At 39.8% G+C, this 21214-nt stretch carries 21 protein-coding genes; 19 read left to right on the top strand and 2 right to left on the bottom strand.

Annotated elements, in window-relative coordinates; translation table 11 throughout:
* Window positions 1–164: 164 nt before the first annotated feature.
* Genes EFD62_RS07300 through EFD62_RS07310 form a run of 3 tightly spaced genes read left to right on the top strand, consistent with a single transcriptional unit; the run spans window position 165 to window position 1365 of the window.
* Complete coding sequence (locus tag EFD62_RS07300) at window positions 165–452, top strand: CopG family ribbon-helix-helix protein (protein WP_069195728.1); 288 nt, start codon at window positions 165–167, stop codon at window positions 450–452.
* Window positions 442–792: a type II toxin-antitoxin system PemK/MazF family toxin gene (locus EFD62_RS07305; RefSeq protein ID WP_069195729.1), complete on the top strand. Its 351-nt coding sequence runs from the start codon at window positions 442–444 to the stop codon at window positions 790–792. The genes EFD62_RS07300 and EFD62_RS07305 overlap by 11 nt, the downstream gene beginning before the upstream one ends.
* 21 nt (window positions 793–813) lie before the next feature.
* Window positions 814–1365: a hypothetical protein gene (locus tag EFD62_RS07310; protein ID WP_069195730.1), complete on the top strand. Its 552-nt coding sequence runs from the start codon at window positions 814–816 to the stop codon at window positions 1363–1365.
* 140 nt (window positions 1366–1505) lie between these two features.
* Here the strand turns inward: EFD62_RS07310 and EFD62_RS07315 are convergent, their stop codons facing one another.
* Window positions 1506–2246, bottom strand: a complete 741-nt coding sequence (locus tag EFD62_RS07315; RefSeq protein ID WP_069195731.1) for a WecB/TagA/CpsF family glycosyltransferase — start codon at window positions 2244–2246, stop codon at window positions 1506–1508.
* Between the two features lie 37 nt (window positions 2247–2283).
* Window positions 2284–4521, bottom strand: coding sequence for a polysaccharide pyruvyl transferase CsaB (gene csaB, locus EFD62_RS07320; RefSeq protein ID WP_128705918.1), 2238 nt, complete (start codon window positions 4519–4521; stop codon window positions 2284–2286).
* A 308-nt stretch (window positions 4522–4829) separates the two neighbouring features.
* Here csaB and EFD62_RS07325 point away from each other — a divergent pair, with 308 nt between their 5' ends.
* The 16 genes from EFD62_RS07325 (at window position 4830) to rplK (ending at window position 21140) form a co-directional block, all read left to right on the top strand.
* Window positions 4830–5735, top strand: coding sequence for a YitT family protein (locus EFD62_RS07325; RefSeq protein WP_069195733.1), 906 nt, complete (start codon window positions 4830–4832; stop codon window positions 5733–5735).
* A 101-nt stretch (window positions 5736–5836) separates the two neighbouring features.
* On the top strand, window positions 5837–6682 hold the full coding sequence (locus tag EFD62_RS07330; RefSeq protein WP_069195734.1) for a transketolase: 846 nt from the start codon (window positions 5837–5839) through the stop codon (window positions 6680–6682).
* Window position 6683: 1 nt separating this feature from the next.
* Window positions 6684–7619 (top strand): transketolase family protein, encoded by a 936-nt coding sequence (locus tag EFD62_RS07335; protein WP_069195735.1) that lies wholly within the window; start codon window positions 6684–6686, stop codon window positions 7617–7619.
* Between the two features lie 383 nt (window positions 7620–8002).
* Entirely contained in the window at window positions 8003–9031 is a 1029-nt protein-coding gene (locus EFD62_RS07340; protein ID WP_069195736.1) for an ABC transporter ATP-binding protein, read from the top strand.
* Between the two features lies 1 nt (window position 9032).
* Complete coding sequence (locus tag EFD62_RS07345) at window positions 9033–9755, top strand: ABC transporter permease subunit (protein WP_069195737.1); 723 nt, start codon at window positions 9033–9035, stop codon at window positions 9753–9755.
* Between the two features lie 6 nt (window positions 9756–9761).
* A complete protein-coding gene (locus tag EFD62_RS07350; protein ID WP_069195738.1) occupies window positions 9762–11165 on the top strand; it encodes a GldG family protein in 1404 nt (467 codons plus the stop codon).
* Complete coding sequence (locus EFD62_RS07355) at window positions 11162–12547, top strand: DUF4340 domain-containing protein (protein WP_170176847.1); 1386 nt, start codon at window positions 11162–11164, stop codon at window positions 12545–12547. Before EFD62_RS07350 ends, EFD62_RS07355 begins: the two co-directional genes overlap by 4 nt.
* A gap of 65 nt (window positions 12548–12612) precedes the next feature.
* The gene (locus EFD62_RS07360; protein WP_407921086.1) at window positions 12613–13740 is read left to right on the top strand and encodes a YkvI family membrane protein; all 1128 of its coding nucleotides are present in this window, start codon (window positions 12613–12615) and stop codon (window positions 13738–13740) included.
* Between the two features lie 78 nt (window positions 13741–13818).
* Complete coding sequence (locus EFD62_RS07365) at window positions 13819–15009, top strand: DUF5711 family protein (protein ID WP_128705920.1); 1191 nt, start codon at window positions 13819–13821, stop codon at window positions 15007–15009.
* Between the two features lie 17 nt (window positions 15010–15026).
* The gene (locus tag EFD62_RS07370) at window positions 15027–15746 is read left to right on the top strand and encodes a CvpA family protein (protein ID WP_069195741.1); all 720 of its coding nucleotides are present in this window, start codon (window positions 15027–15029) and stop codon (window positions 15744–15746) included.
* 235 nt (window positions 15747–15981) lie between these two features.
* Window positions 15982–17646 carry a dihydroxy-acid dehydratase gene (ilvD, locus tag EFD62_RS07375; RefSeq protein ID WP_069195742.1) on the top strand — a complete coding sequence of 555 codons (1665 nt, stop codon included), beginning with the start codon at window positions 15982–15984 and terminating at the stop codon, window positions 17644–17646.
* A gap of 56 nt (window positions 17647–17702) precedes the next feature.
* Window positions 17703–19370 carry a biosynthetic-type acetolactate synthase large subunit gene (gene ilvB, locus EFD62_RS07380; RefSeq protein WP_128705921.1) on the top strand — a complete coding sequence of 556 codons (1668 nt, stop codon included), beginning with the start codon at window positions 17703–17705 and terminating at the stop codon, window positions 19368–19370.
* A 216-nt stretch (window positions 19371–19586) separates the two neighbouring features.
* Window positions 19587–19736 (top strand): 50S ribosomal protein L33, encoded by a 150-nt coding sequence (gene rpmG / locus EFD62_RS07385; RefSeq protein WP_069195744.1) that lies wholly within the window; start codon window positions 19587–19589, stop codon window positions 19734–19736.
* Between the two features lie 59 nt (window positions 19737–19795).
* Window positions 19796–20014 carry a preprotein translocase subunit SecE gene (secE, locus tag EFD62_RS07390; RefSeq protein ID WP_069195745.1) on the top strand — a complete coding sequence of 73 codons (219 nt, stop codon included), beginning with the start codon at window positions 19796–19798 and terminating at the stop codon, window positions 20012–20014.
* A gap of 56 nt (window positions 20015–20070) precedes the next feature.
* Window positions 20071–20604 carry a transcription termination/antitermination protein NusG gene (gene nusG / locus EFD62_RS07395; protein WP_069195746.1) on the top strand — a complete coding sequence of 178 codons (534 nt, stop codon included), beginning with the start codon at window positions 20071–20073 and terminating at the stop codon, window positions 20602–20604.
* Window positions 20605–20714: 110 nt separating this feature from the next.
* Complete coding sequence (gene rplK, locus EFD62_RS07400) at window positions 20715–21140, top strand: 50S ribosomal protein L11 (RefSeq protein ID WP_069195747.1); 426 nt, start codon at window positions 20715–20717, stop codon at window positions 21138–21140.
* Window positions 21141–21214: the final 74 nt, after the last annotated feature.

Genomic DNA, 21214 nt, shown 5'->3' on the forward strand with positions numbered 1-21214 from the left:
TATAGAATTACTACCTTCGCGATTACCGTTTTTTGTAAAAAAGCCTTTGACAAGGAAAGTGTATGTGCTCCATTTAAATACTTCCTTGTTAATAGCACAAACAAGTACATCATTTGAATTTTTCTTTATGTCTTAACCCAAAAAAAGAAGTGGGGGTTTTACTTTTGGCACAATTAAAGAAAATATTAATCAGTCTTCCCGACAATTTACTTAAAGAGGTTGATTCCATTGTTGCAATGGAGAAGATTAACAGAAGTGAGTTTGTACGGGAAGCAATGAAGCTTTATATACGTGAGAAAAGAAGAATTGAAATGAGGGATAGATTGAAAAAAGGTTATCAGCAAATGGCTGAAATTAATGTCAAACTTGCGGAGATCTGTTTTGATGCAGATAATGACCAGCAGCAAAAATATGAGGAAGGCCTCAGGGAGTTGGAAGATAGTGGTAATTAAACGCGGAGATATATTTTATGCCGATTTAAGTCCAGTTGTCGGCTCTGAGCAGGGAGGAGTAAGACCTGTACTTATTGTTCAGAATGATATTGGAAATAAATATAGTCCTACTGTTATAGCTTCAGCTATAACCTCACAAATAAACAAGGCAAAGCTACCGACACACATAGAACTAAGTGCAAAGGATTATGGACTTACCAAGGACTCAGTGGTGCTCTTGGAGCAGATACGAACCATAGACAAGAAAAGACTGAGAGAAAAAATAGGGCACTTGGATGACGAGTTGATGGAAAAGGTTAATGAGGCACTGACGATAAGTTTTGGATTGATAGAAATGTAAAGGTTCAGGGGGTTGCAAAAGATGAAAAAAATGATTTTTGGTACTAATTCAAGAAAGATTATTTTGACGGTTGTTTTAAGTGTAGCAATTATACATATTGTACAGGTAGTACAGGCTTCGGTTGCAGCGGAGCCAGGTTCGGATAAGGATCCTCTGGTCTCTCAAAGCTATGTGGATTCAAAATTTGCCGCTCTTGAGTCCAAAATTAAGGAATTGAAATCGGGCGAAGATTCAAAACTTGAAGAGATGGCAAAGAAGCTGGAAGAAGCAGAAAAAAGACTTGAGGAGATCGAAAAATACGGTAAGTTTGAAGCATTGGAATTGAATAAGGACCAGGTACTTATTGCAGGCGCGAGTGCCGAATTGATTTTGAGGGGCGGAAAAGCGCTGGCAATAGGTGGGGAAGGCGGAGGTCTTTCGGATATTACCTCGGGAACAGGTGTAGATGTAAATACCGATGATGAGGTACCACTAAACCATCTGCTTCTAATATCGAGAGATGACGGAAGAGGCTTGAAAGTCATGAGCGAGAAGGCATGGGTTCTCGTAAAAGGTCCGTACACAATAAAATAGGATTTTGCTATGGAAAAAATAAAGGGAGCATTAGCTTCCTTTATTTTATATGTCGAATTTTTTATTATATGTCGAAATTTTTATTGTTTTATCATATATTGCTCTATCTGAAATGGAAAATATATAGGTTTTATATAGAATCAAGCCCTTTTAGGGTTGATTTTATTGACAATGACACAGAGTATAAAACGTGGCAGGTCCAACATTCTTACAAAACGCCAGGGCTCTTTATAAAGCCTGTATAACCACTCCAGACCGTGCTTCTGAAAGAAAACAGGAGCACGTTTTGCCTTGCCGGAAAGCACGTCAAAGGTGCCGCCAACTCCGATGCATATCTTGACTTTGAGCCTTTTTTTATTCGCATGAATCCATTTTTCCTGCTTCGGCGCGCCGAGGGCAACCAGCAAAACATCGGCATTAGAGTTGTTTATCTGGCGGATTATTTCCTCCTCCTCGTCTTTTGAGAAATATCCGTCTCTTATGCCTGACACATTAATGTTTATTTTTCGTTCTAAAAGGTTTTTATATGCCTCCTCTGCGACGCCCGGTTTACCCCCTAGGAAAAAGAATTTGATATTTTCTGCGGATTTATCTACAAACAGTAAGTTTGTCAGGTCAAAGCCTGCTACCCTTTCTTTTAAAGGGCAACCATTAATTTTGGATGCCAGTACAACTCCCGCACCGTCAGGTACCAACAGATCGGCTTCACAAAGTATTTCCTTAAGCTCCGGATCTCTCTGAGCTGCCATCATTATCTCTGAGTTTGGGGTATAAACTGTATGAACCATATCTTCGTTTAGGAAGCCTTTTACAATATCAAGGGCTTCGCCCATCGAAACATTATCAACGGGTATGCCGAGTATATTTACTGTGTTACGCATAAAAAATCTCCTTCGTGCCTAAAGTACTTTTTTGCTTTTAAAGAGGTTTTTCATCAATTATCTCAATTGCAATTCTGGCATTCTCAAGAGCCTTGTCCTTGAGAAGGGCAGTGGTTTTTCCCAGATCTTTCTTGATAGAGTCCCTGTTTTTCCAGGTCTCATCTACTACCTTTTTCATATGCTCCAATTCAAGGGAGTTTACATGTCCTGCTGACATCTGGTTGACATACTGCATGAAACCCTCAACCTTGGGCTCATATACCATGCCTACCACAGGAATTCCAAGGCTTGCAGCAAAAATAAGAGCATGAAGACGCATTCCAATGAGCATTTGAGTTTTGCCGATTATCCCAAGCATCTCTGAAACGGTGGGCTTATTGGTTATTACAAAGCTTTTGTTTTTCATCTTCGACACTATATTTTGAATTATTGTAAGGTCTCCCGGGTAATGCATTGCTATAAAAAGAGGCTTTACACCATATCTTTCGACTATATAGTCGGCAAGCTGAGCAACTACAGATTCGTATTTTTCGTGCTCGTTCCACTTTCTTACGGAGATGCCGATAAACTGCTCTTTCGGGTCAATTCCCTCGTTTAAGAGAAGTTGATTTATGCGTTCATCTTTTTCGGGCATTATAGTGAGAGCCGGATCAGCGGTCACCTTAATTTGGGGCTTGCTGATTTGTAGGCTGTTCAGTTCTTCATAGGACAGCTCTTCTCTTAAAGTAATGATATCAACTTGGTTAACGATTTTCTTTGTAAGTCTTCGGTTTTTCTCCTTATTCAAAGGTCCTATGCCGTTGGCGTAGATCATTACCTTCATGCCCATTTTTTTAGCAAGCCATATCATTCCGAGGTAGTACACTAAAGAACGTGTACTGGTATTATCCTGAATCAGGCTTCCTCCACCGTTTATAAATAGTTTCGAATTCTTCATGATGTGAAGGATTTTGAGGAGGTTGAACCTGTTTATTGAGTCAACGTTGTATACAATGCTTGTTTCCAAGGGGTTTCTGGACAGAACCAGAATCCTTAAATCCTTTCGATACATGCGAAGATTATCAATTATAGCCATAAGCATGGCATCATCCCCGATATTCTTAAAGCCGTAATAACCGGAGATAACTGCATCATATCGATATTTGGACTTGCTGTTGCGAAAACTTCGTATCAGTATTGTTTCATATATGTCAAGCTGTGTTTTGCACATATTATCCAGTGAGAAGTAAGTGCTTGCCTTTTCATGAAGTTTATCTCCCATATTCTTTCTAAGAGAGGAGTCCTTTATCAGGGTCAATATATGGTTGGCTAGAGTCATATAATCCCCTGGCTCAAAAAGGAAGCCGTTTATCCCGCTTTCGATAAGGTCTGAAATACCGCCTACATTGCTACTTATGGTCGCTTTTTTTAGTAGCGAGCCTTCAAGGATTGCATAGGGAAAGCTTTCGCTGAGTGAAGTAAGGGTGTTTATATCTATGCAGTTCAAAAAATCGTAGGGCTGATTTACAAAACCCAAAAAGAAAACATTGTCACAAAGCCCGTAAGATGCGGCCTTTTTTTCGAGAGATTTTCTCTCAGGTCCGTCACCCGCTATTAAGAACCTGGTGGACGGGCTGCTTTTAATGACAACGCTTGCAGCTTTAAGGAATATATCCAAGCCTTTTACGGGATCAAGGCGGGCTAGTATTCCGATTATGACATCGTTCTTGTCAAATTTTAGATTATATTTTTTAAAGAAATCTTCCTTTGGCGAAGGATTGATTTCCTGATTGAAGTTGATGCCGTTATAAACGGTAAAAATCTCCTGAGGACTGAACTTCCTCTCAATAAGCATTGTCTTGAAGTTTTTGGATACACCTATATAATAGTCAAGAAATCTCAATGAAAGTGTATTTATAAGCCCAAAGGAGAACATTTTAAAAATATTCTGCAAGTAGTCAAGTCTGTAGTCGCTGTGGACTGTTGTAACCACAGGAAGTCCGGTAAACTTTTTTACGAAAACAGCAATCATATTAGCCTTTGCGCCATGGGAATGAATAAGCTCATATCCTTCATTCTTTACGATACTTAAGACCTTGCGCACATCGGAAAAAATAGTGCCTGTCTTTACAATCTCCACATTTATACCCATTGCACGGGCATCGTCAGCAAAAGCACCTGTTCTAAAACTAATAAGTTTGACATCTATATGTTTGCCGAGTTCTTTGACCAGAGAGAGAACATGGCTTTTGGCTCCGCCAACATCTCCTCCGCCTATTAAATGAAGAACCTTCATGAATACTCTCCTCAAAAAGTCTTATTATCAATATATTTTTAACCTTAATTACGGTTATTAATATGTCCAACACATTATAGCACATAACATGTGGGAAATGAAAGTATGTTCAATATTATCATTGCTGCAATTTTAACAGGGTGAGTCTCTTAATATAATTTTGCATATTTGGTGATCTTTTAAACATAAGATGTGACAATGAGGATTTCGGAAGGTTAAAATATTTGGGATGAACTTGCCTTTTGTGGGTAAGATAAAAGTAGCAAAAATACTAAATAACAAGAATTATTTATAGGCCGAGGTAAAGTATGAAGGAAGTAAAAATGAGCATAAAAGGCTGGAAGGATTATTTATTGATAACTACAGGATCCATTATTACGGCAATATCAATCAATGCATTTATGGTTCCTTACAAAATAGCGCCCGGGGGTGTAAGCGGAATAGCTACTGTAATCTATTACCTTACCGACGCTAAGCTCCCTGTGGGGACTGCAATGTTGATTCTGAATATACCTTTGTTTCTTATAGGTATTAGACTTATAGGAAAAAAGTTTATCATAAAAACGCTGTATGGGACAATTCTTCTTTCCCTATTGGTAGATATGACACAGCCACTGACAGATTACTTTGTAACGAACTATCTTGCAAGAGTTGAGGAATACCAGTATTCACCGGATATTCTGCTGTACTCAATATTCGGCGGTTTGTTGATGGGAGCAGGCCTGGGCCTGGTGTTTAAATCCGGAGCAACAACCGGTGGAACAGACCTTGCAGCAAGGATAGTAAATCACTTTGTACCCACATTCACAATGGGACAGACGCTACTGTTCATAGATACCGGCATAATAGTATTTGCCGCCTTCGTGTTCAGAAGCTTTCAGCTTGCCCTGTACGCCATAGTTACATTGTACATTAGTTCGAAAATTATTGATGCTATTTTGGAGGGTGTAAGCTTTGCAAAGGCTCTGTTAATCATATCGGACTCGCCGCAAACGATAGCTACCAGCATCTTGAAGGATCTGGACAGGGGGGTGACAGCGCTTAAAGGCAAAGGAATGTTTACAGGAGAGGATAAGGAAGTCCTTTTCTGTGTGGTGCAAAGAAGACAGATTCCAATGGTGAAGAAAATTGTTCGGGAAGTTGACAAAAAGGCCTTTATTGTATTGACGGATATAAGAGAGGTCCTAGGAGAAGGTTTCCAAACCTATGATTAAAATCCTGTCGAAAAAAATGTATCCAAATTATGCCTAAAACTATGGACTTAGACCTTTTACTGTAGTATACTAATATAAAAAAATTCGTAGGAGTTGTTTTGATGGACGAGAAGAGACTAAACGAGCTTAGAAGATATTCCACTGTAATTAGAAGACATATTATTGAAGCGGTTTATAATGCAAAATCGGGACATCCCGGAGGATCGCTTTCAAGTGCAGATATAATAACAGTTTTATTTTTTAATGAAATGCGCGTAGATCCTACAAACCCAGCATGGGAAGATAGGGACAGGTTTGTTCTGTCTAAAGGTCACTGCTCCCCTGCACTTTACGGAGCACTTGCCGAGAAAGGCTTTTTCCCTGCGGAAGAGCTTTTAAAATTCAGGCATATAGACAGTTTCCTTGAGGGTCATCCCAGTATGAGATATGTGCCGGGAGTAGATATGTCTACCGGCTCTTTGGGGCAGGGAATATCGGCTGCTGTAGGTATGGCTATTGCAGGTAAGCTTGACAAGAAAGACTATTATGTTTATGCGATTTTGGGAGATGGTGAAATACAGGAAGGCCAGGTCTGGGAGGCGCTTATGTCTGCTTCCCATTACAAGCTCAACAACCTTATAGCCTTTCTGGATCACAACCATTTGCAGATAGATGGCAATATTGCGGAGGTAATGTCTCCTGAACCGGTTGTAGATAAGATTCGGGCATTCGGATGGGATGTTATCACAATTGACGGACACGACCACAGACAGATATCGGATGCTGTTTCTGAGGCTAAGAAGTCACAGGACAGACCGACCATGATAATTGCCGAAACCATAAAGGGTAAAGGGGTATCCTTTATGGAAAATGTAGCAGGCTGGCATGGTTCACCTCCAAACAAAGAACAGCGTGATAAGGCGATAGCGGAGCTGGATGCGATACTCGCGGGATTGGAGGGAGAATAATATGCAGGAAATGATTGCAACAAGAGAAGCTTATGGCAAAGCTTTAGAGGAGATAGGTTCTGACACAAGAATTGTTGTTTTGGATGCAGATTTGTCAAAGTCAACGAGAACAGAGATTTTCAAAAACAAATATCCCGAAAGGTTTTTCAATATGGGTATTGCAGAAGCGAATATGATGGCTGCTGCAGCAGGAATTGCCTCCTGCGGGAAAATAGTGTTCGCAAGTACCTTTGCAATGTTTGCTTCGGGAAGAGCCTTTGAGCAGGTTCGAAATTCCATATGCTATTCGCAGTTGAATGTAAAAATCGGAGCATCCCACTCTGGACTTACTGTAGGAGAGGACGGAGCATCCCATCAGACTATTGAGGATATAGCAATCATGAGGGTTATACCCAACATGACCGTTGTTAGTCCTGCGGATGCCGTTGAAGCAAGGCATGCTACAATAGCGGCATATAAGACGCCGGGGCCTTTCTATTTAAGACTTACTAGGCTAGCGGTACCGGTTATATTCGATGAGAATTATAAGTTTGAGCTGGGTAAGGGAGTTACAGTAAGGGACGGTAATGATGTTACAATAATTGCTACAGGGCTTATGGTATCAAAGGCTATTGAAGCCGTGGATATTTTAAAAGGTGAGGGGATTAACGCCAGACTTATCAACATCCATACAATAAAGCCTATTGACAGAGATATCATTATAAAGGCTGCAGCCGAAACCGGTGCCATTGTTACCTGCGAAGAGCACAATGTTATCGGAGGGCTTGGTAGCGCTGTGGCTGAAGTTCTGGTGGAAAGCCGACCTGTTCCTATGAGGATGGTTGGAATTATGGATAGGTTCGGAAAGTCCGGAAAGCCGGATGAGCTCCTTAGAATGTATGGACTAACCTCTGAGAATATAGTCGAAAAGGTAAAAGATGTCTTAAAGAATAAATAGTAAATAGAATATCAATAATACTGGTTGATTAGAATATGCTACCCGGGTGTAATTTTATTATGTCCGGGTATTTTTGATTTTTTGAAAATAAATGAAAGGGAGCAACTCATGGACAATAGCAGTTGGAGCTTAAATATTACTTGAAAAGAAGGATAAAAAGCTATATAATACGGGAGTCAGTACAATTAATTTTTGGATCGCAAAAAATTATCTACACGAAATGAATGAGCTGTAAAACCAGTTGTTGCGAAGATTTCCTTTAGCTTAACACATTACATTACTAATAGTTACAAATTGTTCACAATTTATTAAAATAAATTTTAGATAATAAAATTGTGTGCTGCTATTTTCAGGACAAATACAAATAGGAGGGAAGAAACCAGATGATTGAAATACAGAATTTGACCAAGAAATACGGTCAAATAGTGGCTGTTGACAACCTGAATTTTACGGTTGAAAGAGGAGAAATTCTTGGTTTCCTTGGGCCGAACGGGGCAGGTAAGTCTACTACTATGAATATGATAACCGGGTATCTGCCTTCAACCGAAGGTACTGTAAAGGTATCCGGGTATGACATAGCTCAGGAACCGAATGAAGTCAAAAAGCGTATCGGTTATTTGCCGGAGAATCCTCCGCTTTATACCGATTTGACTGTCGATGAATATCTGAGTTTTGTCAGTGAACTCAAAAAAGTAGAGAGGAGTAAGAGAGAGCAACAAATATCTGACATTATGGAGTTGTTGAAGATTACTGATGTCAGAAAAAGGCTTATAAGAAACCTTTCAAAAGGTTATAAGCAGAGGGTGGGATTTGCTCAGGCCCTGATAGGCAATCCCGAGGTTCTTATTCTGGACGAGCCTACGGTTGGCCTTGACCCGAACCAGATACTTGAGGTAAGGAATGTTATAAAGGATTTGAGGAAGGAGCACACGATAGTTTTCAGCACCCATATAATGCAGGAAGTAAGTGCAGTATGTGAGCGCATTGTTATAATAAACAAAGGTAAGATTGTGGCAGTGGATACACCGGAAAATCTATCAAAGGCAATTACCAAGAATTCAAGGTTTACAATTAAAATTGCAGGAGTAAAGGCTTCTGTCATAGGGGCTTTGAAGGCTATTGACGGTGTTAAGAACGTTGAAGTAAGTGATAAAGTTGAAGAAGATGTTTATGAGTATATAGTTGATTCGGATAAGCAAGTAGATGTAAGAAAGCCTATATTCTTTGCAATGGCAAAGCTTGGCTTCCCTATTCTTGAGACTAAAGAAGAGGAGCTAGGTCTCGAGGAAATATTCCGCGAGCTTACAACAAAGAATATTGTCGTAAGTACTGAGTCTGACAATTCCAAGCAGGACGCTTCGGGGGAAGCGCCGGAAGAGGATGACCAAGCGGAAGAGAAGGAGGTTGAATAAGATGCTGTCGGTTTATAAAAAAGAGCTCAGAACATATTTTTATTCCCCGCTGGCATATGTTCTGTCAGGAATATTCGTATTGGTTTTTGGAATATACTTTTTGACTCAAACGATGTCCAAGGCAGGACAGGGCATCGCTCAGATTGTGTTTGGAGGCCAGCTGTTTTTCGCAAGTTTCTGGCTTGTTATGCTGATTCCTATATTGACGATGAGGGTATTTGCGGAAGAAAGAAAAAACGGAACAGAAGTTTTATTGATGACATCGCCGATAAGCGTTCCTCAAATAGTAATAGGAAAATTTCTTGCAGCCTTTACAGTGTTTTTAACAATGACTGCACTAACAGCAATTTTCCCTATTATAATATCCATATCCGGTGATTTGGTTATCTCCAATACATTATCCAGCTACCTGGGATTTGTACTGTTGGGGGCTTCTTTTGTAGCTTTTGGACTCTTTACTTCCTCCATAACAGAGAGCCAGATAATAGCTGCAGTGCTAGGAACTGTAACACTGTTTTTTATACTGCTTATAGACCAGTTAAAGACTTTGGTTTCCGGGATTTTCTTGAAGATAATAAATCAGTTGTCGCTGTATGAGCATTACAAGCAATTTGTCCAGAGCGTAATTAGCTTGAAGGATATAGTGTTTTTTGTTAGTTTGACGGGAATGTTCCTTGTACTTGTAATGATTGTTATAGAAAAAAGGCGATGGAGTCAGGGGTGATAAATAATGAAAAAGAATCTTAAATATAGTATAGTTTTTTTTGTTATGGCGGTTCTTGTTGTAGGGATAACGATATTGTTAAATGTTTTTGCTTCAAACCTTGATATAAGGTGGGACGTATCTCAGAACAAGATGTATTCTATTGGCGAACAGACCGAAATAATACTTGAGGGATTAAAACAGGAAGTTGATGTGGTAATGTTGGCCGATAGGGAAGGAATAAAGTCATATGAAGCAGGATTTATTATTGTAGAATTTTTGGACAAATACAGCAAATTTGACAAGGTGAATGTGAGCTTCATTGACCCGGATAAAAATCCTGATATAGTAAAGGATCTGAACAAGTCCGGTACTTTAAATCCCGTTGAGAATGAGATTATTGTAAGAAGCGGAGACAAAGTTAAAAAGATTACTTTATATGATATTTTTCAGCAGGACTATTATGGTCCCGTGATGTTTATGGGAGAGCAGGCAGTGACTGGGGCAATTAAGTATGTTACCAGCGAAACTACGCCAACGGTTTACTTTGTTGATGCCCACAGTACAAAAAAGCTGGAGTCAGAATACAATTATCTTAAAAAGACCCTTGAGTACAATAACTATGAGGTTAAGAAATTGGATCTGACAAGACAGGAAAAGGTACCTGAAGATACTTCTATTTTGTTTTTCGCACCGCCGACTCAGGATTTATCCGCTGAGGAGAGGGATAGAGTAATTGATTACCTAAAAGGTGGCGGAAATGCAATATTCTTGTTTGATCCGTCAAATAGTGATGAGAAATTAGATAATTTTGATAAAGTGTTGAATGAGTATAGCATGGCGTTAAATTATGACAAGATTAAGGAAAACAACGTTCAAGCTCATGTGGCAAACAGGCCTTATCATATTATACCTCAGGTCATGGAAACCGATATTACCAATGAACAGGATTTGAGTCAATTTGCAGTAATAATGCCTGAGTCCAGAAGTATTAGGAGCCTCATTAATGACAAGGAGCCTTTGACAGTTACCCCTCTTCTTAGTACCAGCAGTGATGCAGTAGGAGAACCCTTTGGAGGCGGAGCAACAGAGAAAAATCAAGGACCTGTCGATGTTGCCCTTGTTGCAGAATATGTCAGTGCAGTAACTTCAAAAATTGTTGTCATTGGAAACGGTTCATTCCTGACGGATGAAGTATATGAGACATATTATCCTTATTCATCAAACAATTTACATCTTATTGGTCTTACGTCAGATTGGATGCAAGACAAGTCAAATGATGTGTTTATTGTGGCAAAAACCTCAGTAACCGACACAATAAACCTCAGTGGGCTTAATGCAGCTTTAGTAATTGCTGTAGCTGTTCTGGCGTTCCCAATTATAATTACATCATTAGGTATTATTATATGGTTAAGGAGGAGGCATCTATGAAGTTATACAGGAATATTATTATTCTTGTAGTTGCGTTTTTGGTTCTAATAGGTGCATACTTTGTTGTTAAGCCTATGCTTTCAGTAGAAGAGGAAGAGTATAAAAGTATTGAAGTTTATAAACTCGACAAGGATCAGGCAGTAGAACTGACGGTAAAAAACAACGAAGATATCTTTGCCTTCAAAAAGAATGATACTGAATGGGAACTGGTTTCAGGAGGAGACTTTGATATAAATCAAGTTCAGATTGACAGTATTGTCTCTAATATGTGTGACCTTTATGCCTACAAACTAGTGGAGGAAAAACCAAAAAGTCTTGAGAAGTATGGACTTGAAAACCCGGTGGTAGTGACAGTCAAATTCTCAGACGGCTCAACTGCAGAAATAGAAGTTGGAAATGAAACACCGACACGAACCGGATACTATATAAGGGAAAAAAGTAAAGATGCTGTATATACAATTGCTTTATATGCAGGAAATATACTTAAGGCAAATGAGAACAGCATCAGGAATAGGTTTATCTTGGATGTCACAACGCAGGAAGTAACCGAGTTCGCTGTGACAAGAGAAGGAAAGCAATCCTTTAAGGCTTTAAAGTCGAATGACAAAGGATGGCAGTTGGTAGAGCCTATAGAAGCAGGAATTAACATGGTCAGGCTGAATACTGCTTTAGATGCGCTTGTAAGAGCAGAAGTTGTGGATTATATTGAGAAGGATGTAAAAGATCTTGCAAAATATGGTCTCGACAATCCATCCTATGTTGTTGAAGCTGCTACTGAAAGTCAGAGAGTGACTTTGCTTATTGGCGATGTGAAAGAGAACCATTCGGAGTCCTATGGAATGTTTAAAGGAAGCAATGAAGTATTTACATTAAATCCGGGTTCCCTTGGTTTTCTGGATACACCTGCATTGGAAATGACAGATGGTATTATATATGCACCATATATTTATACTGTAAATGATGCAGAGATAAATATCGACGGAAAAACAATAAAACTCAAGATTGAAGAAGTAAAGGCTGAAACGGAAACAGAAGTCGACAAGGAATACAAGTTTTATGTTGACGGTATTGATGTAGAGGCTAAAAAGGGAGAAGAAGCCGTAGCCAAATTTAGAAATTATTATGCATCCCTTATAGGTGTGATGGCCAGTGCAATTGAGCCGGAAGCAGAACCTGCGGGAGATGCCGAAATCAGTATAATTTATAACCTCAATACCGAACCGGGAAAAGTAACGGTGGAGTTTATTCCTAGAGATGAGAAAACCTATTATGCAATGAGGAATGGCCAATATACAGGAATTGTTGTCAGGAAAGATGCCTTCGATGCGGAGGATGGTCCAAGAAAGGTTTATGAAAATCTTATGACAATGCTTCAGAACTGAGAGCAAAATTAATTGGTAATTTGTGAAACAACTCCTACATAGAATTATTTTAGATAAATGATTCTATGCAAGGAGTTGTTATTTTGTTTGGAGATATAAAGGATATATTAAAGGTTGCCAGTATATATATGGCAACGGTAATTGGTGCGGGTTTTGCTTCGGGGCAGGAAATTATGCAGTTCTTTTCGTTTTATTATGAGGGTGGATTTTACGGCATTATTCTTGCAGGTATTTTGTTTGCGTTAATAGGATATATTGTGTTGGTAAAGGTCTACAGTGAGAGGATAAGAAATTATGAGGAATTCCTTTTTCCTACTGTGGGCTGGGTTATTGGCTGGATTATGGAAATTGTGGTAACACTGTTTATGGGCTCGGTTTTATGCATAATGGTTGCCGGAGCAGGAAATATAATATCCAATGCGATAAGTATACCTTATCGGTATGCCACGTTGATAGCGGTAATTTTATGCATGATTGCCTTCCTTACGGACATAAAGGGAATAGTGACATTGAGTTCCTTCGTGACCCCTATTTTGGTATTGGGCATTCTTGGAGCCGGATTCTACGTTATAGTAAATAGAGATATAGGGATATTTAGCCTGGCGTCAGATTTTGATTCAGTAACGAATAACTGGTTTGTCTCATCACTGCTCTATGTAAGCTACAACAGCATAAGCGGGGTTGTAGTCATGTGTAGCTTGCTACCCTATCTAAAAAGCAGGAAAATTGCTGCGGCAGGAGGAATTTTTGGTGGGCTGATGCTAAGCTTTATAGCAATAGTTCTGAACATTCTCCTTTACCTTTTTTATCCCGAGATTATCTCCGATGAACTCCCGATTTTAAGCATAATTGGCCGACACAACTCAATTTTAGGAGAGCTTTACAAGATACTGCTTCTTCTTGCTATGTTTATTTCTGCTATTACATCCGGGTATGGTTTTATTGAGAGAATAGGAAATAAGGTCAAAGTCAGCAGAAAAATACTAATTCCCGTAATATGCGGATTCATTGTGCCGATTTCAAATGTGGGTTTTTCTGAACTCATATCGTCGGTTTATCCATTATTTGGTTATATGGGAATGTTTATGCTGTTCATGATACTATTGCAGGGACTGAATATGCTTGTATCAAGGCTTTTCGGAAGGGGTGCCCCTGCTTCTTTAAAGGGAGCATTCAAAAATAGAAATCAATAGATTGAAGAAAAAACGATATATATGATACAATGTTCTTATACTGTTTTATACTAAAGAAGAGTATGGGGTGAGGACAAAGTGAACAGCCCTGAAAACATACCAAAGACGCGGCAGCCATCAAGTAGGATGAGTATACTTTTATTTTTTGTACTTATAATCGTAGTTGTATGTACGTCTGCTGTTGCTTATCTCAACAGTAAGGGTATAGACATTAAAAGTATAAGCATAAGAGATGTAATAGCAAACGGATTTTTCATTGGAGATAAGGACGTATACGAAGTAACCGGTACCTTGATACGCTACGATAACAGTCTGCACTCCGAGTTTGGCGCTCACAAGGGCTACATTGTAAGATGCACAAAAAACGGTCTGGAGTACCTTGATAGAAATGGTGAGCAGCAGTGGATCTACCCTGTTTCTCTGAACACCCCCTCTGTTAAGTCTTCAGGAGAATATCTTTTGGCTACAGGCTTAGAATCAAAAGACATTTATGTTTTGAACGGCAAGGAGAAAAAGTGGGAAAAAAAGCTGGATTATAATATAATTAATGCCAGCATAAATAGTGGAGGCTATGTTACTATCCTTCATAAGGCCGATAGGGATAAATCTGCTGTATCGGTATTCAATAAGCAGGGAGTGTTCCTTTTTACCAAGATATTGGGCGAAACTTATGCTATTTCCTCGGAGGTGTCCCCATCCGGCAAGGAGGTTCTTATAAATTGTGTTGATACTTCGGGTGTAAGCATAAATACTGGACTCCATTTGTACACAATTTCAGGGGGGAATGTTGCCGGCAAGACTTTTGAAAATGTTATTTTTCCTTCAATTCGCTACTTGAATGACGATACTATTGTGGCCGCGGCAGATTCAGCCATTTACCTGTTTGGAAAAGATTTTCAAGAGAAGTGGAGCAGAACCATAAGCGGTAAAGTGTTCAGTCTGGATATAATGAAAGACAAGTACGCCGTGTTTGCATTTAGTGAGAAAAAATATGCGGGTATGATGGGGGAAGTTGGGCATGTATTGATAGTTGATGCTAAAGGCAGGGAGGTAGCCGATTATAGAATTGACCAGGATATTGTGAATATAGCTGCAAATGATGATTTCATAGCTGTAAACACATCAAAATGTGTTTATTTTATAGATGTGGCCGGACGGCTTAGAGGAAGCTACACTTCAGATCATTTGATTAATGAGGTGAAGTTTCTTGGCAACAATGAGGCTTTGGCTATTACAAAGGAAGGCGTCATTGTGTTAAAAATGAAGTAATGGACGAGGGGGAAAATATGAACTGGATTGATTTGGTTGTCATCGGGATTATTTTGGGATTGGCATTGATTGGGATGAAGAAAGGCATTGTTTATTCAGTGTTTAAGCTGGCTTCTTTTTTCATTTCAGCAGTCTTATCCGTAAAGCTTTATCCGATAATTGCAAAGGCTCTATCGGGTACTAAAATTTTCGACAGTATAAAGAGTGGAATTTTCAATAATCTCATGCTTCGACAAGAGGCCATGAGCCCTTCGATTAATGATGGGGCAAAGGCTACGGCTCAGTCGGTTATTGATGGACTCAGTCTACCCGGATTTATGAAGGACATGATGCAAAACAGTATTGTTAAAAGCTTACCCAATGTGACAGAGCTTATTGATGTCTCAACCATTATGGATTCATTAAGCGGCTTGCTTGCATATATGATAATTGATATTATAAGTTTGATAGTCATGTTTATTGTGATAAGAATAGGCTTGTTTATACTTGAACGGGTAATAAAGGGTGTTACCAAGCTTCCGATCATAAAGCAGGCAGATAAGATAGGGGGATTTACTTTTGGTGCATTAGAAGGATTGCTGACAGTTTGCATTGTGTTTGCGATACTAATGATGTTCAGCTCATCACCAAAGTTTCAGGGGGTATTTGATGCCATCGAACACTCAACCGTTGCAAAAGTGTTATACCAGAACAATTTTATAGTGGATTGGATGTTTCCAAAGAATACTATAGTCTGATCTTAAGTGCAATTAATGAATGTTATTGAGGGTTTTAAAATATTTAACGAATAATGCTTTTTTGTCAAAACACTGGACAATTAAAGCAGTATAGTAGTAAAATAAATATTAAATAAAGCGATAGCCGGGCAAACCCGGCTATTATTATAATGAATTGCAAATCATAGTGAATTACAAGGCTTAATTACTGAAATTGGTATTGATATTAATATATTTGGAAAGAGAGGAACTTATCATGAAGAGTGATGTAGTAAAAAAGGGCATAGAGAAGGCTCCTCACAGGGCTTTATTTAAAGCAATGGGCTATACTGATGAAGAAATAGAGAGGCCTCTTATAGGAGTTGTCAATTCTAAAAATGAGATTGTTCCAGGACATATACATTTAGACAAGATAGCCGAAGCTGTAAAGGCAGGCATCAGAATGGCTGGAGGAACTCCTATTGAGTTCGGAGCGATTGGTGTGTGCGACGGCATAGCTATGGGGCATATAGGAATGAAATATTCCTTGGCAACAAGGGAGCTTATAGCAGACTCATGCGAGGCGATGGGATTGGCTCATAGCTTTGACGGCATGGTTTTTATACCGAATTGTGACAAGATAGTGCCGGGAATGCTGATGGCAGCTGCAAGAATAAATGTTCCGTCCATTGTAGTAAGTGGAGGTCCTATGCTGTCCCTTAGGCACAATGGCAAAAACCTGGACTTAAACAGCGTATTTGAGGCTGTAGGAGCCTATAAGGCAGGAAAAATGACTGAAGAGGAAGTATGTGAGTATGAGGATACTGCATGCCCCGGTTGTGGCTCTTGCTCGGGTATGTTTACCGCCAACTCCATGAACTGCCTGACGGAGGTTCTGGGATTGGGTCTTCCGGGCAACGGGACAATTCCTGCGGTTTATGCCGAGAGGATACGCCTTGCAAAGAAGGCTGGAATGAAAATAATGGAATTGGTCCAAAAAGATATAAAACCTTCGGATATATTGACTCCAAAGGCTTTTGAGAATGCTCTGGCTATAGATATGGCTCTGGGTTGCTCGACAAACTCGGTACTTCATCTTCCTGCTATCGCCAACGAATTGGGAATTGAAATAAATCTTGAAATCATAAACGAAATAAGCAGCAAAGTACCTAACCTTTGCAAGTTGGCTCCAGCCGGACACCATCATGTTCAGGATCTGTACGCAGCAGGGGGAGTACAGGCTGTAATGAAGGAGCTTTCGAAGAAGAATCTCTTACATCTGGATCTGATAACCGCTACCGGCAGCACAGTAGGGGAGAACATTGAAAAGGCAGCGATCAAAGACAGTGAGGTTATAAGAAGTATTGATAATCCTTACAGCCCTACAGGAGGTATAGCGGTGCTTAAGGGTAACCTTGCTCCGGATGGAGCAGTTGTAAAACGTTCGGCTGTTGCTCCCGAGATGTTGGTTCACAAAGGACCGGCAAGGGTATTTGACTCGGAGGATGCTGCTATAGATGCAATTTACAACGGCAAAATAAATAAAGGTGATGTAGTAATAATACGTTATGAAGGTCCAAAAGGTGGGCCCGGAATGAGGGAAATGTTGTCTCCCACTTCGGCAATCGCAGGAATGGGTCTCGACAAGCACGTTGCTTTAATTACTGACGGACGTTTCTCAGGGGCTACAAGAGGTGCTTCAATAGGTCATGTATCTCCGGAGGCTATGGCAGGGGGACCTGTAGCAATTGTCAAAGATGGGGACATTATCAGTATAGATATACCCGGAGGAAAGCTTGATATGGAAATACCCGACAGTGAAATTCAAGAGAGACTGAAAGCTTGGAAGGCACCGGAACCGAAAATAACAAAGGGTTATCTTGGAAGGTATTCAAAACTCGTTTCCTCTGCAAACAAGGGCGCAGTTTTAGAAAATAAATAGTCAGTCGAAGATATTTGATTTACTGATACTTTTGCAAGAATACGGAGGTAATAGAAATGAAGTTGACCGGCTCACAAATATTAATTGAATGTCTTAAGGAACAGGGTGTTGATACAATATTCGGATTCCCGGGCGGAGCGGTATTGAATATATACGATGAACTGTATAGGGCGCGGAATGAAATACGGCACATATTGACTTCCCACGAACAGGGAGCAGCTCATGCGGCAGACGGATATGCAAGGGCAACGGGGAAGGTAGGAGTATGTATTGCCACATCCGGCCCCGGTGCTACAAATCTGGTTACAGGAATAGCAACTGCCTATATGGATTCGGTTCCAATGGTTGCCATCACAGGACAGGTGGCAACAACTCTACTGGGGAAGGATTCGTTCCAGGAAGTTGATATAACCGGAATAACGATGCCTATAACCAAGCACAATTTTATTGTCAAGGATGTTGACAAATTGGCTGACGTGGTGCGTAAAGCCTTCTTCATAGCTAGGGAGGGAAGACCCGGTCCGGTTCTGATTGATATATGCAAGGATGTAACTGCGGCATGTGCTGAATATGAACCAAAGCCGCCCAAAAGATTGCCTCAGGCTCCTATAGGAGTAGATGAGAAGGATATTGATGAGGCAGCAGAGATAATTAATAGCGCCAAAAGGCCGGTTATTCTCGCAGGCGGGGGTGTGTCCATTGCCGGAGCGAATAAGGAGCTTCTTGAGCTTGCCACCACTGCAAAAATACCCGTTACGACAACTTTAATGGGTATGGGCGCTTTTCCGGGGACCCATGAGCTGTATACGGGTATGATTGGAATGCACGGTACAAGAACCACAAACATGGCGGTCTCAGAATCGGATCTGTTTATTGCCATTGGGGCAAGGTTTAGCGATAGAGTTATAAGTGATGTTCGAAGATTTGCGCCTAAGGCAAGTATAATGCATATAGACATAGACCCTGCAGAAATAGGGAAGAATATTAGTGTTCAATATGCTCTTTCAGGTGACATTAAGAAGATATTGAAGCTTTTGAATCAGAGGGTTGAAAAGAAGGAGTACACTGACTGGGCAAGAAAAATTAATGAGTGGAAAGAGTTGTATCCCCTTAAATATTCTCAGGACAGCAAATTGCACCCCCAGTATATTATCGAAAGGATGTATGAACTTACCAAAGGAGAGGCAATAATAACTACTGAGGTGGGTCAGCATCAGATGTGGGCTGCCCAGTTCTATAAGTACACCTCCCCAAGGCAGTTCCTGTCCTCAGGTGGTCTTGGAACTATGGGATATGGGTTTGGAGCATGTATTGGCGCACAAATTGGAAAACCGGGAAAAAAGGTAATAAATGTTGCTGGTGACGGAAGCTTTAGGATGAATTGTAACGAGTTGGCTACAGCTGTTGAGTACAAGCTGCCGGTAATAATAGCGATATTTAACAATCATGTTCTGGGAATGGTAAGACAGTGGCAGGATTTGTTTTATGACGGAAGATATTCCTCAACTACATTGGACAGAGGTACCGATTTTAAAGCTCTAGCGGAGGCATATGGTGCAATCGGTATAAATGTTACAACTAGGGAGGATGTTGATGAAGCTCTAAAGAGAGCGCTGGCATCTGAGGATGCTCCTGTGGTGATTAATTTTGAGATTGACAGGGATGAAAAAGTATTTCCCATTGTTCCACCGGGAGCTCCGATTAGCGAGCTTATTGAGGAATAATAGACGTAGAGTGCACATGGGTTTTCTAGATAAAAACCAATTTAGAACAAAAAAAATGAAGGCAAACATATAAAAAACCTTGACTTTGACTAAAATTTGTGTTAAATTATTGATTGTTTCGCTGTACGTCTTTTTTTTTATGTGAAAATAATATATTAATTTATATTAAAAATATATCTGAATATATTTTTTAGACAGGCCCTGGAGGTGTGAAAGGTGAGAGTAAAAATTACATTGGCTTGCGGAGAGTGCAAGCAGAGAAACTACGACTCAATGAAGAACAAAAAGAACAACCCGGACAGACTTGAAATGAGAAAATATTGTAGGTTCTGCCATAAGCATACTGTTCATAAAGAGACAAAATAATTTTTTGGTTTCTATTGCGATGACAGAATAAAAATATTTAATAATGGAGATGTGTTCGTATGGCTGAGGAAGTGAAAGTCTCTAAGGTTGAAAAAACAAAAGGGAAATTTGTAAGATACGTCAAGGACGTTAGAAATGAATTGAAAAGGGTTATTTGGCCTACAAAGTCACAGCTTATTAACAATACCATTACAGTTTTAGTTATGTGTATTATTGTTGGCATACTAATCTGGCTGCTTGACCTAGGCTTTGGTGCGCTATACAATCTTATTTATTAAGGTTATGCATAAAGCAGTGTGCACTAATAAAGTTATAAAGGAGGACTTGGAGCTTTATGCCGAATAATGAAATATCCGAGGGCGCAAAATGGTATGTAGTTCATACTTATTCCGGATATGAAAACAAAGTAAAGGCAAACCTTGAAAAAATCGTTGAAAACAGAAATATGCAGGAGTATATTCTTGATATAGTTGTTCCTATGGAGGAGCAGATTGAGATTAAGGATGGAAAAAAGAAAGCCTCCCTCAAGAAGGTGTTTCCCGGATATGTCCTTGTAAAGATGATTATGAGTGATGAATCTTGGTATGTAGTTAGAAACACAAGGGGTGTTACAGGGTTTGTCGGACCGGGGTCTAAGGCAGTGCCTTTATCCGATGAGGAAATAAGGGCTATGGGAGTAGAAGAATTTGCTCCTGTGTTAGACTATGAGGTCGGGGATAATGTAAGAGTAGTTTCGGGTCCTTTGGAAAACTTTATTGGAATTGTTGAAGAAATAAATATGGAGAAGAAAAAGGTTCGTGTTTCCGTTTCAATGTTTGGAAGGGAGACTCCTGTTGAGCTTGAGCTTTTCCAGATCCAGAAAATGTAGGATTATTTTTTTGAATGGACATTATAATTTTAACTATAAATATGCAAGAGCTAATAAATCCTCTTTACTAAAGAGGGATTTATTATGATTAAAATTGGGAGGTGGATAATATGGCTAAGAAAATCGCTGGCTATGTAAAACTTCAAATTCCTGCGGGGAAAGCAACTCCGGCTCCACCGGTTGGACCAGCTTTAGGACAACATGGCGTAAACATAATGGGTTTTTGTAAGGAGTTTAACGAGAAGACTGCAAAGGATGCAGGTCTTATAATACCTGTAGTTATTACAGTATATGCTGACAGATCCTTCTCATTTGTTACAAAGACTCCGCCTGCTGCAGTGCTTATTAAAAAAGCATGCAAGATAGAAAGCGGATCCGGTAAACCGAATAGAGAAAAGGTTGCGAAAATTTCCAAAGAAGATGTAAGGAAAATAGCTGAAATGAAAATGCCGGACCTTAATGCGGCAAGCGTAGAAGCTGCCATGAGTATGATTGCAGGTACTGCAAGAAGCATGGGCGTTGTTGTTGAAGACTAAAATAAAGGTTTTCGTGTTGTTCTAAAGTAAGGTGGGAGGAAACAAAGTTTCCGAGAATAATTACCACGTAAGGA

The organism is Acetivibrio mesophilus, assembly GCF_004102745.1.
GTDB classification, from domain to species: Bacteria; Bacillota; Clostridia; order Acetivibrionales; family Acetivibrionaceae; genus Hungateiclostridium; species Hungateiclostridium mesophilum.

Excerpts from the sequence above, each read along its gene's own strand:
- EFD62_RS07315 (WP_069195731.1), bottom strand. The coding sequence starts at position 2,246 with ATGCGTAACACAGTAAATATACTCGGCATACCCGTTGATAATGTTTCG.
- EFD62_RS07340 (WP_069195736.1), top strand. The coding sequence starts at position 8,003 with ATGATTGAAATACAGAATTTGACCAAGAAATACGGTCAAATAGTGGCT.
- ilvB (WP_128705921.1), top strand. The coding sequence starts at position 17,703 with ATGAAGTTGACCGGCTCACAAATATTAATTGAATGTCTTAAGGAACAG.
- EFD62_RS07310 (WP_069195730.1), top strand. The coding sequence starts at position 814 with ATGAAAAAAATGATTTTTGGTACTAATTCAAGAAAGATTATTTTGACG.
- secE (WP_069195745.1), top strand. The coding sequence starts at position 19,796 with ATGGCTGAGGAAGTGAAAGTCTCTAAGGTTGAAAAAACAAAAGGGAAA.
- ilvD (WP_069195742.1), top strand. The coding sequence starts at position 15,982 with ATGAAGAGTGATGTAGTAAAAAAGGGCATAGAGAAGGCTCCTCACAGG.
- EFD62_RS07330 (WP_069195734.1), top strand. The coding sequence starts at position 5,837 with ATGGACGAGAAGAGACTAAACGAGCTTAGAAGATATTCCACTGTAATT.
- nusG (WP_069195746.1), top strand. The coding sequence starts at position 20,071 with ATGCCGAATAATGAAATATCCGAGGGCGCAAAATGGTATGTAGTTCAT.
- EFD62_RS07325 (WP_069195733.1), top strand. The coding sequence starts at position 4,830 with ATGAAGGAAGTAAAAATGAGCATAAAAGGCTGGAAGGATTATTTATTG.
- csaB (WP_128705918.1), bottom strand. The coding sequence starts at position 4,521 with ATGAAGGTTCTTCATTTAATAGGCGGAGGAGATGTTGGCGGAGCCAAA.
- EFD62_RS07350 (WP_069195738.1), top strand. The coding sequence starts at position 9,762 with ATGAAAAAGAATCTTAAATATAGTATAGTTTTTTTTGTTATGGCGGTT.
- EFD62_RS07335 (WP_069195735.1), top strand. The coding sequence starts at position 6,684 with ATGCAGGAAATGATTGCAACAAGAGAAGCTTATGGCAAAGCTTTAGAG.
- rplK (WP_069195747.1), top strand. The coding sequence starts at position 20,715 with ATGGCTAAGAAAATCGCTGGCTATGTAAAACTTCAAATTCCTGCGGGG.
- EFD62_RS07370 (WP_069195741.1), top strand. The coding sequence starts at position 15,027 with ATGAACTGGATTGATTTGGTTGTCATCGGGATTATTTTGGGATTGGCA.
- EFD62_RS07360 (WP_407921086.1), top strand. The coding sequence starts at position 12,613 with ATGCAAGGAGTTGTTATTTTGTTTGGAGATATAAAGGATATATTAAAG.
- EFD62_RS07355 (WP_170176847.1), top strand. The coding sequence starts at position 11,162 with ATGAAGTTATACAGGAATATTATTATTCTTGTAGTTGCGTTTTTGGTT.
- EFD62_RS07345 (WP_069195737.1), top strand. The coding sequence starts at position 9,033 with ATGCTGTCGGTTTATAAAAAAGAGCTCAGAACATATTTTTATTCCCCG.